A 15,429-nucleotide genomic window follows, 5' to 3' on the forward strand; every position below is an offset into this window, starting at 1 on the left:
AGGGGCGGCGACGGTCTCCGTTGACCGTCAGCCGCCCCCGCTGCGCACTTGGGGGTGGTGCCTACATCCGCTCGGGCGCCGTGACGCCCAGGAGCGTCAGGCCGTTGGCCATCACCGTTCGCGTGGCCTCGACCAGCCAGAGCCGGGCGCGGTGCGTGTCCGTGAGCTCCTCGTCGCCCTTGGGCAGGAACATGCAGTTCTCGTACAGGCGGTGGTACTTGCCCGCCAGGTCCTCCAGGTAGCGGGCGACCCGGTGCGGCTCGCGCAGCTCGCCGGCCGTGGCCAGGATCCGCGGGAACTCGCCGAGGGCACCGAGGATGTCGTTCTCCCACACGGTGGCGAGCAGCTCGGGCTTGAAGTCCTCCGCCGCGCCCTTGTCGACGCCGAGCTGCGCGGCCTTGCGGGCCACGCCGCACATCCGGGTGTGCGCGTACTGGACGTAGTAGACCGGGTTCTCGTTGGACTGGCTGGTCAGCACGTTGATGTCGAGCGTGATGGTGGAGTCCGTGGGGGACCGCGTCAGGGTGTAGCGGGCGGCGTCCACGCCGATCCACTCGATCACGTCGTCGATCGTGATGATGTTGCCGGCCCGCTTGGACATGCGGACCTCTTCGCCGTCGCGAAGCATCTTCACGAACTGGCCGATCTTGACCTCGATGTTGCGGTTCATGTCGTCGCCCGCGCAGGCCACGATGGCCTTCAGCCGGTTGACGTAGCCGTGGTGGTCGGCGCCCAGCATGTAGACGGAGACCTCGGCACCGCGGTCCCGCTTCGACAGGTAGTACGCGGCGTCGGCGGCGAAGTAGGTGGTCTCGCCGTCGGCCTTGACCAGGACGCGGTCCTTGTCGTCGCCGAAGTCGGTGGTGCGCAGGAAGACCGCGCCGTCCTGCTCGAAGACGTGGCCCTGCTCGCGCAGCCGGTCCATGGCCTTCTCGACCGCGCCGGATTCGTGCAGCGTCTTCTCGGAGAACCAGACGTCGAAGTGGGTGCCGAACTCCTGCATCGAGCGCTGGATCTCGGCCACCATGAGCTTGAGGCCCTCGGTGCGGAAGGCCTCCAGCTGCTCGGCGTCGGGCAGGTCGAGCACGCCCGGGACGCCGTCGGTGATCGCCTTGGCGATGTCGCCGATGTACTCGCCCACGTAGCCGTCGGCGGGGACGGGCTGACCGTTCGCGGCGGCCTTCAGCGAGCCGGCGAACTTGGAGATCTGCACGCCGGCGTCGTTCAGGTAGTACTCGGTGGTGACGTCGGCGCCGCTGGCCCGCAGCACGCGCGCCAGCGAGTCGCCGACGGCGGCCCAGCGGACGCCGCCGATGTGGATCGGGCCGGTCGGGTTGGCGGAGACGAACTCCAGGTTGATCTTCAGGCCCTTGAGCGCCTCGTTGCGCCCGTAGGCCTCGCCCGTCTCGACGATGGTGCGCGCCAGCGCGCCCTGGGTCGCGGCGTCCATGGTGATGTTCAGGAAGCCCGGCCCGGCGATGTCGACCTTGGCGACGCCGGTGATCCCTCGCAGGCGGTCGGCCAGCAGTTCCGCCACGGCTCGCGGCGGGCGGCCGGCCGCCTTGGCGAGCTGGAGGGCCACGTTGATCGCGTAGTCGCCGTGGTCCCTGTTCTTGGGTCGCTCGACCGTCACGTGCTCGGGCACGGCGACGGTCAGCTCGCCCGCCTCGACGGCGGCGCTCACTGCGGCCTGGACTGCCTGGGAAAGCTCTGCGGGTGTCACGACGCCAAGCGTAGGCGAGACGGGGTGCCCGCCCGCCACCCGGTTTGCCGGTCGGGACGCCCGCGAGCCCTCCCGTCAGCGGTGTCAGCCTCGATCGGTCCGCTCTGTTCGCTCAGGGCGAAACCCGCCCGGCTGTCCTCCCAGGGCCATCAGCCGCCGCACCAGCGCCACCAGATCGGCCGGGTCGAAGGGCTTGCCGAGGTAGCCGTCCACCCCGACGGCCTCCCCCAGGTCCAGATCGGCCGGGGTGCAGGCACTCACGATCGCGATCGGCAGCCGGCTGGTCCCCGGGGTCGCGCGCAGCCGGGCCGCCGTCCGCAGGCCGTCCAGGCGCGGCATCATCACGTCCAGCGTCACCACGTCCGGCTTCACCCGGCGGACCACCTCCAGGCACTCGGCGCCGTCGGCGGCGGTCACCACCTCGAAGCCCTCGAGCTCCAGGTTGACCCTGATCAGCTGGCGGATCACCTCGCTGTCGTCCACCACGAGGACCCGCCCGGACACTCCCGACACCTCACCGAGGGTATCGGCGCCCCCGCCGCCCCGTCCGGCCTTTGGGCACTTCCACCGACCCCCGCCGCCCGCCGCCGGCGCACCCCGCACCCGCTCCGGCACCCCCGCCGCAAACCCGTGCACGGACCACGCCCGGAGCCTGGTAGTGTTCTTCACGTCGGAGGCCGAAACGCCGACGACACCGAGCAGGCCCCCGTAGCTCAGGGGATAGAGCACCGCCCTCCGGAGGCGGGTGCGTAGGTTCGAATCCTACCGGGGGCACTTCGCAAGGAGTGCAACTGAGGCCCAGATCAGTGGAGTTGATCCACGGATCTGGGCCTTCGTCATGTCCGGGCCCGGTTGGCGGCGCGCGGTGCCGGCCCGGCCGGGCTCAGGACGAGGTGCCCTCGACCTGGGAGACCAGCCCGGCGATGGTGTGGTCGAAGTAGGCGCTGTAGGACACGTCGTCGGTGTCGCCGCCCTGCTGGTAGCCGCCGATGGCGCCGACCACGTCGCCGGTGGCGACGTTGATCCAGGGGCCGCCGCTGGTGCCGGACGGGTAGGCGGGGCAGTCGATGACGCGCTGGTAGGTGCTCTGCCGGCCGGTGGTGTTGGTGCACAGGATGGGCTCCTCGGCGTCGCCGGGGTAGCCGTAGAGGCGGACGGTCGCGCCGAAGGGCTCGTCGGCGCCGAGCCGGTTGCCGCCGACCACGTCCTCGACGTTGCGGCCGTTGCTCGGGGCCGTCTCCAGGACGGCGAAGTCCTCGTCCTGGTCGCCCTTCTGGGACCAGCCGGTGGTGGTGTGGACCGCGGTGACCTGCCAGCTGCCGTACGGGGCGGAGCCGTCGCGGTAGCCGGGGACGAAGGTGACGCCGCCGGCGCTGCTGAGGCAGTGCGCGGCGGTCAGCAGCAGGTTGCCGCCGGGGCTGTGCAGCACGCTGGCGGTGCAGAAGTGGTTTCCGGCCGCCACGGTGCCGCTGAACAGCGCGCCCACGGTGGCCGCTTCGGGGGTGGCGGCGGCGGTGGCGGTGGTGCCGAGGACGGCGCCGCGGGTGTCGGGGGTGGCCGGCGCGGAGGGCGTCGGGGTGGCCGCCGGGGCGCTGCCGGGGTCGGCGCTCGCACTGTCGGTCGGGCTGTCGGCCGGGCTGTCGGCCGGGGCGGCGGAGGGGCTGTCGGTCGGAGCGGGGGCGTCGACCGGTGCGGGTGCGGCGGGCGCCTCGGACGCGGGCCCGGTCGCCGCCGGCGCGACGGCGGCCCGGGAGCTGCGGGCCGCCTTCCCGGCGGCCGTCGCGTCGGACAGGCTCAGCCCGTGCGTACCGGTGACCACGGCGGCCACCACCACCGCCGAGAGCGCGGTGAACAGGGTCGGCCCCAGAAGGCTGCGGCGGCGGCGCGACGTCGGGCGGCGGTGCTGACCCATGTCTGTCTCTCCTGCCAGTGATCGACGGTTTCCCGGGGGCTGCGTGCGATCAACGACTATGCCGTTTCAGCCTGGAAAGGTCGTTACCGGTGGCTGGGATATCCATGAGAAAAACCTCACCCGTCGGCGAGTAAGCGGTCCAGCGCGCTCCCCAGCTCCTCGGCCCCGACGAAGGCGGTGTGCGTCCCGGCGACGGTGCAGGTGAAGGCACCCGCGACCGAGCCGGCCCGGGCGCACTCCAGCGGCGGGCGGCCCCGGAACCAGGCGGCGAGGAAGCCCGCGACGAAGGCGTCCCCGGCGCCGTTGGTGTCCACCACCGGGCGGCCCGGGTCGACGGCCGGGAGGTGGTGCACCTCGTCGTCGTCCCGGGTGAGCAGGTAGCAGCCGTCGGCGCCCGCGGTGGCGGTGACGACACCGGCGCGGCCCTCGGCGAGGATCGCGCGCATCACCTGCTCGTGCCGGCCGCGGCAGCCGGCCACCGAGAGGAACACCAGGTCCGAGCCGAGCGCGTAGTCGCGGTGGTGCGGGTTGGTGCCGTCCCAGTCGTGCAGGTCGGTGGAGGTGGTGCGGCCGAGCCGGTGGAGGTCGGCGTACATGTCCCGGTTGACGCCGGTGATGGAGAGGTGGACGTGCCGGCTGCGCCGCGCGTACGGCAGGTAGAACTCGGGCGGCAGCCGCAGGTCGGCGGGGTGGCGGCCGTCGAAGAAGGAGAACCGGCGGCCGGCGGCGTCCACCAGGTTGACCCCGCGCGGGGTGCCGTGCGGGCTCACCAGGTGCGCGAAGTGCAGGCCGTGGCGCTCGTAGGAGGCGCGGACCAGGGCGCCCTGCGGGTCGTCGCCGAGGAAGTCGAGGAAGGCGGTGCGCAGGCCGAGGTGGTGGGCGCCGAGGGCGACGCCGTTGCCGGTGTGGCCGACGTAGTCGCGGACGGGTCCGACGAACAGCGAGTCGCCGGGCGGGACCTCCAGCCGGTCCACCCGGACGATGGTGTCGACGCCGGAGCCGCCGACGACGAGCAGGTCGAACTCGGGCAGCACGACGGCGCCTCCTCGGTTCCTGGACGGTGGCCAGGAGTCAAGCAGGCGCCGGAGGTTGACTGCAAGGTCTTGCTGAAAATTTCAGGGTTCTCGTCGGGGCTCCGCCGGGACGGCCGTGTGGGCCTGCGCCCCGCCCGGGACGACGGTCGTCACAGCGGGCGCCGGCCGGTGGTCGATCACCCGGAAGGCGATCAGCGCGGCCAGCAGCAGGACGCCCGTCGACACCCAGGTGGCGACCACGTAGCCGTGCACCGTGCCCTGGGCCCGTACCGCCGGCGACGAGGCGATCCGGGTGGCCAGGAACGACGCGGTGGCACTGGCCGCGACCGTGTTCAGCAGCGCCGTGCCGAACGAACCGCCCACCTGCTGGGCCGAGTTGATGGTGGCCGAGGCCGCGCCCGCCTCGTGCGGGGAGACCCCGAGGGTGGCCAGGTTCATCGACGGCATGAAGACCAGGCCCATGCCGGAGCCGAGCAGCAGCTCGGCGGGCAGCACCGTGCCGGCCCACGGGCTGTCGACCGTCATCCGGGTCAGCCAGGCCATGCCGGCCGCGGCGAGCAGCAGCCCGGGGCAGACCAGGTTCCGGGTCGGCACCCTGGTCATCAGCCGGGCCGCGAAGCCGGTCGAACTGAGCACGATGGCGGCCGTCATGGGCAGGAAGGAGACGCCCGACAGCACCGGCGAGAAGTGCTTGATGACCTGGAGGTAGTAGGTGAGGAAGAGGAACAGGCCGAACATGCCGATCATGGCCAGGCCGACCGAGAGGGCGGCGCCGCCGCGGTTGCGGTCGGCGACGATGTGCAGCGGCAGCAGCGGGTGCGCGGTGCGCCTCTCGACCAGGACGAACACCGCGAGCAGCGCCAGACCGACGGCCAGCGAACCGAGCACCAGCCCGTCGCCCCAGGTCCGGGTGACGGCCTCGGACGTGCCGAAGACGATCGCCAGCAGGCCGCCGCAGCCGAGCAGCGCGCCGGGCAGGTCGAGCCGGACCCGGCGCCCCCCGGCGGCGTTGTCGCGCTCCAGGAGGCCGGTGGCCGCGAGGGCCGCGGCGGCGGCGATCGGGACGTTGACGAACAGGCACCAGCGCCAGTCCAGGTACTCGGTCAGCAGCCCGCCCAGGATCAGGCCGAGTGCGGAGCCGCCGGCGGCGATCGCGCCGAAGACGCCGAAGGCCGTACTGCGCTCCCTGGGGTCCGTGAAGGTGGTGGAGAGCAGCCCCAGGGCCGAGGGGGCGAGCAGGGCGCTGAACCCGCCCTGGAGGGCGCGGGCGCCGAAGAGCATGGCGGAGCCGTCCGCCGAGCCGCCGAGGGCGGAGGCGGCGGCGAAGCCCAGCAGGCCGACGGTGAAGACGCGTTTGCGGCCGAAGAGGTCGCCCAGCCGTCCGCCGAGCAGCAGCAGGCCGCCGAAGGCGAGCGTGTAGGCGGTGATCACCCACTGCCGGTCGGCGTCGGAGATGCCCAGGTCCCGCTGCGCCGACGGCAGCGCGATGTTCACGATGGTGACGTCGAGGACGATCATGAGCTGGGCGATGGCGATGACCACCAGCACCCACCAGCGGCGGCTGTCCGCGTTCTCATGACCGGTGGCGGTTTGCGCAGACACTGGTCAGCCTTCCGGAGGGGTACGGAGGGGTCACGCAGTCGGGGATGTCACGCAGTCGCCTTCAAGCGAAGCTCCCGCACGGGCGGATGGCAAGGAAAAACCTCGCCAAATCGACCTTTTCGGGCCAAAGGACCAGCGGCCCCGGGGCTCGCGGACGAGGCCCGGGGCCGGCGGCCGCCCTACAGCGCGGACAGCTCCTCGACCAGGTCGTCCAGCCCCAGCGAGCCCTGCGAGAGCGCCGCCATGTGCCAGGCCTTGAGGTCGAACTCCTCGCCGCGCGCCTCGTGCGCCGCCCGCGCCGCCGCCCGGCCGCGCAGCCAGGCGCGCTCGCCCAGCTTGTAGCCGATCGCCTGGCCGGGCATGCCCAGGTAGCGGACCAGTTCGCTGTCCAGGTAGTCGGGGGTCAGGCCGCAGTACCGGCCGAAGAACTCCCGGGCCGCCTCCGGGCTGACCGGCTCGCCCGGCAGGTACGGGGAGTCGGCCGGGAAGTCCAGGCCCGCGTGCATGCCGATGTCGACGATCACCCGCAGCGCGCGCATCATCTGCGCGTTGAGGTAGCCGAGGCGGTGTCCCGGGTCGGTGAGGTAGCCGAGCTCGTCCATCAGGCGCTCGGCGTACAGCGCCCAGCCCTCCAGGTTGGCGCTCACCCCACCCAGGCTGACCTGGTAGGTGGAGAGCCGGTCCGCGACGTAGTTCCACTGCGCGAGCTGCAGGTGGTGGCCCGGGACGCCCTCGTGGTACCAGGTGGAGACCAGGTCCCAGACCGGGAAGCGCTCCCGGCCGAGCGCCGGCAGCCAGGTCCGCCCGGGGCGGCTGAAGTCCAGCGAGGGCGCGCTGTAGTACGGCGCGGCCGCGCTGCCGGGCGGGGCGATCCTCGACTCGACCCGGGTGATCGGCTCGGCCAGGTCGAAGTGGGTGCCCTGGAGGTCCCGGACCGCCTGGTCCATCAGCTCCTGGAGGTACACGCGGGTGGCCTCGGCGCCCTCCACGGCCGGGCCGTCCGCCTCCAGCCACTTCATCGCCGCCATCGGGCCGGCGCCCGGACGTACCTTCTCGGCCTCGGCCTCCATCTGCGCGAGCAGGTCGTGGAACTCGCCCCAGGCCCACGTGTAGGCCTCGTCCAGGTCCAGGTCGGAGCCGGTCCAGAAGCGGACGAAGCGGCGGTAGCGCTCGCGGCCGGTGGTGTCGGGGGTGTCCGCGGCGGCCGGGCCGTAGACGTCGCGCAGCCAGTCGCGCAGGGCGGCCAGCGCCTCCCCGGCGGCCAGCGCGGGCCCGGACAGCTCGGCGCGCAGGCCCTCCGGCGCGCCCTGGACGAACTCGCCGAACCAGCCGCCGGGTACGTCCCCCTCCAGCCACTCGCCGAGCTGCCCGACCACGGTGGCCACCTGGCGCGGGCCGGACAGCAGGCCGCGCTCGATGCCGGCGGCCAGCGTCTCCCGGTACTGCGCCAGCGCGAGCGGGACGCGGGCCAGCCGGCGGCCGACCACCTGCCACTCGGCCTCGGTGTCGGTCCCCATCAGGGTGAAGACGTCCCGGACCTCGTGCACCGGGGAGCCCAGGTTGCGCACCGCGCGGAAGTTCTCCCCGGCCTCGTGGACGGCGAGGGAGGCGGTCAGCCGCTCGCGCAGCAGCCGGGCGCAGCGGCGCTCCGCCTCGTCCTGCGCGGCGTCGGAGCGTTCGGCCTCGGCAAGGGCCGCCAGGGTGCGGCGGCCGAGGTCGGCGATCGCCTCGGCACCGGCCGGCGAGAGGTCGGGCAGCCGGTCGTCCTCGGGGCTGAACCCCAGGTAGACCGCGGTCAGCGGGTCGAGTTCGGCCAGGGCCCGGACGTAACCGTCGGCGATGCGACGCGGGGTGGTGGCGTCGGAGGTGATCAGTTCTTCAACCATTCGGACATCATGGCGTGGCGAGGGCCGATTGCAAGCCTTTACCGGGCGATCGGTGACATGCACCGGCCGACCGCCGCCGGGCGGGCCCGGACAAACACACGTTCGGGAAACCGCCGCGCGCGACAGGATCCGATCGGGCCCACGCCCATTACGCTGACCGCCATGGAAGCCCGCCCCACCACGGCAACCGACCAGGTGCCCGCCCCGGCCGCACCCGGCCCCCGCCCGCGCCGCACCGGCTACCGGCGACTGCCGGTGCAGCAGCGTCGTGAACAGCTGATCGCGGTCGCCCTGGAACTGTTCGCCGCCCGGCCGCCCGAGGAGGTGGGCCTGGACGACGTCGCCGAGGCCGCCGGAGCCTCCCGCCCGCTGGTCTACCGCTACTTCGCGGGCGGCAAGCAGCAGTTGTACGAGGCCGCGCTGCGCAGCGCGGCCGACGAGCTGACCAGCCGCTTCGCCGTCCCGCTGGCCGGGACCCCGTCCGAGCAGCTGGCGGCCGTCCTGGACGGCTACTTCGCCTTCGTGGCCGAGCACGACGCCGGCTACTCGGCGCTGCTGCGCGGCGGTTCGGTGGTGGAGACGGCCCGCACCTCGGCGATCGTCGACGACGTCCGGCGGGCGGCGCTCAAGCGGACCCTGCGGCACCTCGGCGTGCGGGAGGCCGGGCCCCGGCTGACGCTGCTGGTGCGCTCGTGGATCGCGGTGGTCGAGGGCGCGTCGCTGACCTGGCTGGACGAGGGGCGCACGCTGCCGGTGGGCGAGCTGCGCGACTGGCTGGTGGACCAGTTCACGGCGATGGCGGCGGCGACCGCGCTGCACGACCCGCAGACCGCGCAGGTGCTGGCCCTGCTGCTCGCGCTGGAGGGGCCGCAGGCGTCGCGGGCCGAGCGGCTGCGCGAGGTGCTGGCGGCCCGGTGACCCGACCCCCGTGCCCGGGGTCGGGGCGGCCGGTGCCGCGCCGGCGGGGCGTTACGCCGTGCCGAGCACCTGCCGCTGGCGGCCGAGGCCCTCGATCTCGATCTCGACGATGTCGCCCGGGGCCAGGAACGGCGTACCGGGGTGGCCCAGGGTGACGCCGGCCGGGGTGCCGGTGACGATCACGTCGCCCGGCTCCAGGACCATGAACTGGCTGACGTAGCGGACCAGTTCGAGAACCGGAAAGATCATCTCGCCGGTGTTGCCGTCCTGCCGCAGCTCGCCGTTGACCCACAGCCGCAGCGGCAGCTGCTGCGGGTCGGTCACCTCGTCCGCGGTGACCAGCCAGGGCCCCAGCGGGGTGAAGGTCTCCGCCGACTTGCCCTTGTCCCACTGGCCGCCGCGCTCGAACTGGAAGGCCCGTTCGGTGACGTCGTTGGCGATCGTGTAGCCGGCGATCACCGCCGCGGCCTCCTCGTGCCCGGCCAGGTAGCGGGCGGTGCGGCCGATCACGAGGGCCAGCTCGGCCTCGTAGTCGGTCTTCTCGCCGCCGCGCGGCACCAGCACCTCGTCGTACGGGCCGACCACGGTACAGCTCGGCTTGAGGAAGATCACCGGCTCGTCCGGGGCCGCGACCCCGGCCTCGGCGGCGTGGTCGCGGTAGTTGAGCCCGATGCCGACCACCTTGCCCGGACGGGCGACCGGCGCGCCCACCCGCTGCCCGGCGAGGTCCACCCGGGGCAGCGCCCCGGCGGCCACGTCCCGCGCCAGGGCGGCGGCGTCCAGCCCGGCCAGGAAGGCCCCGTCGATGTCCCGGGCACGCCCGGAGAGGTCGTACCCGATGCCGTCCTGGCCCAGCACGACCGGGCGCTCGGCGCCCGGGGGTCCGACGCGGAGGAGCTTCATCGATCCGTCACCAGCCTTTTCGTCGTAGCTCGCCGGGGCGGCCGAAGACACCGCGCCCGACTCCGGCAACGAGGTATATCAACGCCACCGGTCGGTGAACCAGACAGTCCCGATGGGCGGATTCCTATCAATTCCCACAGTCGCCGCAGGCGCCGAATCAGCGGCCCGCACGGTTGACAGCCTCCCGTCCGTACGGCGCCGAGGGCCCTCAGCCGCCCTGCGGGCCGCCGCCGAGCAGGCCGGCCAGGCTCAGCGCCCGCGGCCGGCCCGGCCCGCTCCGGGCGGCCTCCCGGTGCCAGCGGTCCAGGTCGCGCAGCGCGTCGGCCCGGACGTCCGGTTCGGCGGCCGGCTCCGCGGCCAGCTCGCGCAGCAGCGCGACGGCGGCGCCCGGGCTGCCGTCCTGGGCCAGCCAGAGGGCCAGGTCGTGGCAGGTGCGCAGGGTGCGCGGGTCGGCCGGGCCGCAGATCCGGGCGAGGTCGGGGATGAGCGCGGTGAGCATCTCGACGGCCTCCCCGGGGGCGCCCTGCGCGCCGCGCCGCCAGGCCTGGTCGGCCCGGCGGCGCAGCTGCTCCGGGCTGGGGTCGTCCGGGCGGAGCACCCCCGGCCGGATCCGGCGCAGCCGTTCCAGCACCTCGGCGGCGGTGGCCGGCCGGTCCGCGGGCCGTTTGGCGAGCAGCCCGGCGACCAGGTCGGCCAGCGCCGGATCGGTGCTGCGCACCCGGGGCGGGGTCTCCTCCAGGTGCTTGTACATGTACTCGGCGGCCGAGGAGGCGCGGAACGGGCGCCGCCCGGTGCAGAGTTCGTACAGCATGACGCCGAGCGCGTAGAGGTCGGCCCGGCCGTCCACGGCGGCGCCGGACCAGCACTCGGGCGCCAGGTACGGGACGGTGCCGACCACGCTGCCGGTGGAGGTGAGCACCGCGGACTGGGTGAGCAGCCGGGCGATGCCGAAGTCCAGCACCTTGGCCTTGCCGCCCGCGTCGACCATCACGTTCTCGGGCTTGATGTCGCGGTGGACGACGCCCGAGCGGTGCGCGGCGTCCAGTGCCTTGCAGACCTGGCGCATCCACTTCAGCGCGGCCTCCTGGTCCGGGGCGCCGTCCTTGAGGATGTCGGACAGGGCCCGGCCGCGGACGAGTTCCAGCACCAGGTAGTGGGTCCCCCCGGCGGCGGTCGCGACCAGGCCGTAGTCGTACACGGTCACGATGTGCGGATTGGAGAGACCGCCGGCCGTGCGGGCCTCGCGGACGAACCGCCCGACGGCCTCCCGGTCGGCGGCGTGCTCCGCCAGCAGCAGCTTGACCGCGACCTCGCGGTCGAGCCGCCGGTCGGTCGCCTTCCAGACCACACCGAAGCCGCCCCTGCCCAGCCACTCGTCCAGCCGGTACCGGCCGTCGAGCACCTCCCCCTGCTGCATGTCCTCCCCCAAGTCCGCCGTGTCCGGGCGGTGTTCGCCGCCGGAGGGGTCACCATAGCGGCGGGGGGCGGCGAACGGGTGAACGGACGGGCCCTACTGCTTGGGCAACCCGGGCGGGTTGACCTCGGAGGTCGGCACGGCCTCGTTGTCCAGGCCCCAGCGCTTGAGCACCTGGCCGTAGCTGCCGTTCCTGATCACCTCGTTCAGCGCCTCGTTGAGCGCCCGGACCAGCCCGTTGCCCTTGCGGGTGGTCGCGGCGATCTTGCCGAGGACGTCCGCGCCGCCGCCCGAGTAGGTGCCGACGATCTCGGTCTCGCCGGTCTGCGCGACGTGGAAGGCCAGGCTGGGATTGGGGCCGACGTAGGCGTCGATCCGGCCGGAGGAGAGCGCCAGGTAGAACTCGGTGCCCTGGAAGTACTTGATGTCGATCGGCTTGAGGCCGTTCCTGGTGTTCTCCTCGCTCCAGGAGATCAGCAGCTTCTCCTGGTTGGTGCCGGAGGAGACGCCGACCGACCTGCCCGCCAGGTCCTTGGCACCGGCGACCTTGAGGCCGCTGCCCTTCCTGGCCTCGAAGCCGAGGACGTCCAGCCGGTAGGTGGCGAAGTCGTACTTCTCCTTGCGCGCCTCGGTGACGGTGATGTTGGAGAGGCCGACGTCGTACTTGCCGCTGTCCAGGCCGACGAAGATGTTCTCCCAGGAGACCGGGTTGAACTCGACCTTGAGGCCGAGCACGTTGCCGACCAGGGCGGCGATGTCCGGCTCGACGCCGATGATGGTCCTGTCGTCGTTGGCGTAGAAGTCCAGCGGCGGGGTGGTGCCGAGGGAGTCGACGACGGCCAGCGTCCCCCTCCGCCTGATCTCCTCCGGGACGAGCGCCGCGATCGCGTCGACCTTGGCCGTGGTCACCCGGTTCTGCTCGGCCGTCAGGTTCACCACGGCGCCGTTCGGCGCGGTGCTGCCCTTGGCCGGGGCGAGTTCCGCCGTGGCTCCCGAGGACGCGCCGCCGCAGGCGGTCAGGGCGAGGGCGGCGGCGAGGGCGGCGGCGGCGGTCACCAGGGCGCGACGGGGTAGGGGCATGGCGGAACTCCTGCTCGGTGAAGGGGGTTTCGGTGCAGTGGGGAGGGCTGGAGCACCTCGGCTCAGGGCACCTCGGTTCAGAGCACCTCGGCTCAGAGCACCTTGGCGAGGAAGGCCCGGGTGCGTTCGTGCCGGGGGCGGTCCAGGACTTCGGCCGGCGGGCCCTGCTCGACCACCACGCCGCCGTCCATGAAGACGACGGTGTCGGCGACCTCGCGGGCGAAGCCGATCTCGTGGGTGACCACGATCATGGTGGTGCCGGTCCGGGCGAGGTCCTTGATGACGTCCAGCACCTCGCCGACCAGCTCCGGGTCGAGCGCCGAGGTGGGCTCGTCGAACAGCAGCACCTTCGGCTCCAGGGCCAGCGCCCGGGCGATCGCCACCCGCTGCTGCTGGCCGCCGGAGAGCTGCCGGGGGTACGCGGCGGCCTTGTCGGCCAGCCCGACCCGCTCCAGCAACGCCAGCGCCGTCGCCCTGGCCTCGGCCCTGGGGCGGCGCAGCGCGGCGATCGGCGCCTCGACCAGGTTCTCCAGCACGGTGAGGTGCGGGAACAGGTTGAAGTTCTGGAACACGAAGCCGATGTGGGTGCGCTGGCGCAGCACCTCGCGCTCCTTGAGCTCGTACAGCCGGTCGCCGGAGCGCCGGTAGCCGATCAGCTCGCCGTCGATGGCGACGTAGCCGCCGTCGAGCTTCTCCAGGTGGTTGATCGCGCGCAGCAGCGTGGACTTGCCGGAGCCGGACGGGCCGAGCACCACGGTGACCGAGCCGACCGGGACGTCCAGGTCGACGCCGCGCAGCACCTCCAGTGGCCCGAAGCTCTTGTGCAGGCCGCGGACCTGCACCATCGGTGCGGCCGCCGGTTCGGTCCTGGTGAGCGTGGTCATCGACGTCCTCCGGTGGTGCGCGCGGTCGCTGCGCGAGTGGTCGGCGTGCGGGCGGTCGGCGTGCGGGCGGGCAGGCTCCGGACGAAGGCCCGGGCGCGCTGGAGCGGGGTGGGCGGCGGGGTGCGCTGCGCGCCGCGGGCGAAGTAGCGCTCGACGTAGTACTGGCCGATGGACAGCACCGTGGTCAGCAGCACGTACCAGACGGTGGCGACCATCAGCAGCGGCACCACCCGGCCGGTCCGGCCGTAGACCACCTGGGCCTGGTAGAAGAGCTCGCCGATGGCCATCACGTAGACCACCGAGGTGCCCTTGAGCAGTGAGATCACCTCGTTGGCGGCGGCCGGCAGGATGCCGCGCATCGCCTGCGGCAGCACGATCCGCCAGCCCTGGCGCCAGCGCGGGATGCCGAGCGCGGTGGCGGCCTCCCGTTGGCCGGCGTCCACCGCGATGACGCCGCCGCGGATGATCTCGGCGGCGAACGCGGCCTGGTGCAGCCCGAGGCCGAGCACGGCGGCGCCGAGCGCGCTCAGCACGCCGACCGTCTCGAAGTCCCCGAAGGTCGGGCCGAACGGGATGCCGATCCCGAACCGCTTGTAGAGGTACGACAGGTTGAACCAGAACACCAGCTGGACGATCAGCGGGATCGAGCGGAACACCCACACGTACGCCCAGGCGATGGACTGGAGGATCGCGCTGCGGGACAGCCGCATCGCGGCCACCACGGCGCCCAGCAGGAAGCCCAGCCCGGTGCCGTAGACGGTGAGTTCGAGGGTGCGGCCGACCGCCTGGACGATCGTGTCGGCGGTGAAGTAGACCCGGAAGGTGGCCCAGTCCCAGCCGGGATTGGTGGCCAGGCCGTGGGCGAACTGGGCGAGCACGACGAGGGCGGCGACCCCGATCCCCCAGCGCCAGGGGTGCCGGGCGGGGACGGCCCGCAGAGCGGCCAGTTCGTCGAGGTCCAGACGGGCGCCGGTGCCCGGACCGGGATCGGGTCCGGACGCCGGTGCCCGCTCGACCCGGGCCTGGGCCTGGGCCTGGGCCTCGGCTTGAGCCTCGGCTTGGGCCTGGGACGTCGCGGTGGTGCTGGCGGTCATCGGGGGGCTCCTTCGGCAGACCCGGGGATCACTGGTGTTCGGGCGGGCTGATCAGGGACTCCTTGATCGCCGATTCGGCGACCCCCCACTTCTTGAGGATCCGCTCGTACGTCCCGTCCTTGATCAGCTGGTTGACCGCCGCCTGGAAGGCCGGGGTGAGCTTCGAGCCCTTCTTGAACGCGAAGCCGACGTCCAGCCGGTGGAACTCGCCGAGGAAGCGCGTCCCGGAGACCTCCTGCGCGGCCTGGTAGCGCAGGCCGTTGATGGTGGACATCAGGACGTCGACCCGGCCCTGCTGGAGGCCGGTGAGCACGGCCCCGGGGTCGCTGAACGCCCTGACCTCGTACGGCTTCTTCCCGGCGTCGGTGCAGGCGTTGCGCTTCGCGTTCAGCGTGGTCTCGAAGGTGGTGCCGGCGCCGGTGCCGATGGTCAGCCCGCAGAGCTGGAGCAGGTCGGTGACCGGCTGGACGGCCTGGTTGTCCTTGCGGATGGCGAAGCCCTGGCCGTCGTCGATGTAGGTGACGAAGTCGATGGTCTTCAACCGGGCCGTGGTGACCCCGAAGTTGCCGGTGCCGACGTCGAACTTGCCGCTGTCCAGGGCGGGCAGGATGGTCTCGAAGGCGGCCTCCTGGCGCTGCACGGTCAGCCCGAGCAGCCTGGCCACCGCATCGGTGAAGTCCACGTCGATCCCGGCCGGCTTCTTGGTGGCCTGGTCGGCGTAGAAGGCGGTGGGCGGCGAGCCGAAGGACGCGCCGAAGGTCAGCGTGCCGGCCTTGCGGACCTCCTCGGGCAGCAGCGCGGCGGCGGCGTCCGACTTCGCGAGGCCGGAGACGACGTCCTGGGAGACGGCGGTGGCGGCGGGCCCGCTCGCCCCCGCCGGGCCCGCGATCTTCGGGTCCGAGCCGCACGCGGCCAGCGCCAGCACCGGCAGCAGGGCGGTGGCCGCGAGCAGGCGGCGGCGGACGGTGGTGCTTCTCAC

Annotated in this window: 13 protein-coding genes and 1 tRNA gene; 2 read left to right on the forward strand and 12 right to left on the reverse strand. The window is 73.1% G+C overall.

Annotation, left to right across the window (positions count from 1 at the left end; all coding sequences use genetic code 11):
* Positions 1–61 precede the first annotated feature (61 nt).
* Positions 62–1,723 (reverse strand): arginine--tRNA ligase, encoded by a 1,662-nt coding sequence (gene argS / locus ACIP37_RS17045; protein ID WP_363581970.1) that lies wholly within the window; start codon positions 1,721–1,723, stop codon positions 62–64.
* A gap of 84 nt (positions 1,724–1,807) precedes the next feature.
* Positions 1,808–2,227 (reverse strand): response regulator, encoded by a 420-nt coding sequence (locus tag ACIP37_RS17050; protein WP_363582150.1) that lies wholly within the window; start codon positions 2,225–2,227, stop codon positions 1,808–1,810.
* 198 nt (positions 2,228–2,425) lie between these two features.
* Between ACIP37_RS17050 and ACIP37_RS17055 the strand changes: the two genes are divergently transcribed.
* A tRNA-Arg gene (locus tag ACIP37_RS17055) sits at positions 2,426–2,497 on the forward strand.
* A 109-nt stretch (positions 2,498–2,606) separates the two neighbouring features.
* On the opposite strand, the gene ACIP37_RS17060 is transcribed toward ACIP37_RS17055, so the two are convergent.
* The 4 genes from ACIP37_RS17060 to ACIP37_RS17075 form a co-directional block, all read right to left on the reverse strand.
* Positions 2,607–3,635, reverse strand: coding sequence for a serine protease (locus ACIP37_RS17060; RefSeq protein ID WP_363581968.1), 1,029 nt, complete (start codon positions 3,633–3,635; stop codon positions 2,607–2,609).
* A 116-nt stretch (positions 3,636–3,751) separates the two neighbouring features.
* On the reverse strand, positions 3,752–4,669 hold the full coding sequence (locus ACIP37_RS17065; RefSeq protein WP_400806372.1) for a carbohydrate kinase family protein: 918 nt from the start codon (positions 4,667–4,669) through the stop codon (positions 3,752–3,754).
* Positions 4,670–4,750: 81 nt separating this feature from the next.
* Entirely contained in the window at positions 4,751–6,271 is a 1,521-nt protein-coding gene (locus ACIP37_RS17070) for an MFS transporter (protein ID WP_400806373.1), read from the reverse strand.
* A gap of 179 nt (positions 6,272–6,450) precedes the next feature.
* The gene (locus tag ACIP37_RS17075) at positions 6,451–8,157 is read right to left on the reverse strand and encodes a DUF885 domain-containing protein (RefSeq protein WP_363581966.1); all 1,707 of its coding nucleotides are present in this window, start codon (positions 8,155–8,157) and stop codon (positions 6,451–6,453) included.
* A 162-nt stretch (positions 8,158–8,319) separates the two neighbouring features.
* On the opposite strand from ACIP37_RS17075, the gene ACIP37_RS17080 reads away from it, so the two are divergent.
* A complete protein-coding gene (locus ACIP37_RS17080; RefSeq protein WP_363581964.1) occupies positions 8,320–9,075 on the forward strand; it encodes a TetR/AcrR family transcriptional regulator in 756 nt (251 codons plus the stop codon).
* 51 nt (positions 9,076–9,126) lie between these two features.
* Here the strand turns inward: ACIP37_RS17080 and ACIP37_RS17085 are convergent, their stop codons facing one another.
* The 6 genes from ACIP37_RS17085 to ACIP37_RS17110 form a co-directional block, all read right to left on the reverse strand.
* A complete protein-coding gene (locus ACIP37_RS17085) occupies positions 9,127–9,978 on the reverse strand; it encodes a fumarylacetoacetate hydrolase family protein (protein WP_363581962.1) in 852 nt (283 codons plus the stop codon).
* 208 nt (positions 9,979–10,186) lie between these two features.
* Entirely contained in the window at positions 10,187–11,395 is a 1,209-nt protein-coding gene (locus tag ACIP37_RS17090) for a serine/threonine-protein kinase (RefSeq protein ID WP_363628703.1), read from the reverse strand.
* A 93-nt stretch (positions 11,396–11,488) separates the two neighbouring features.
* Positions 11,489–12,472: an ABC transporter substrate-binding protein gene (locus ACIP37_RS17095; protein WP_363581958.1), complete on the reverse strand. Its 984-nt coding sequence runs from the start codon at positions 12,470–12,472 to the stop codon at positions 11,489–11,491.
* A gap of 92 nt (positions 12,473–12,564) precedes the next feature.
* Entirely contained in the window at positions 12,565–13,356 is a 792-nt protein-coding gene (locus tag ACIP37_RS17100) for an amino acid ABC transporter ATP-binding protein (protein ID WP_400806379.1), read from the reverse strand.
* Positions 13,353–14,450, reverse strand: coding sequence for an amino acid ABC transporter permease (locus ACIP37_RS17105; protein ID WP_400806382.1), 1,098 nt, complete (start codon positions 14,448–14,450; stop codon positions 13,353–13,355). Before ACIP37_RS17105 ends, ACIP37_RS17100 begins: the two co-directional genes overlap by 4 nt.
* Positions 14,451–14,478: 28 nt before the next feature.
* Positions 14,479–15,429 (reverse strand): ABC transporter substrate-binding protein, encoded by a 951-nt coding sequence (locus ACIP37_RS17110; protein WP_400844051.1) that lies wholly within the window; start codon positions 15,427–15,429, stop codon positions 14,479–14,481.

Source organism: Kitasatospora sp. NPDC088861 (assembly GCF_044750105.1).
Taxonomy (GTDB): Bacteria; Actinomycetota; Actinomycetes; order Streptomycetales; family Streptomycetaceae; genus Kitasatospora.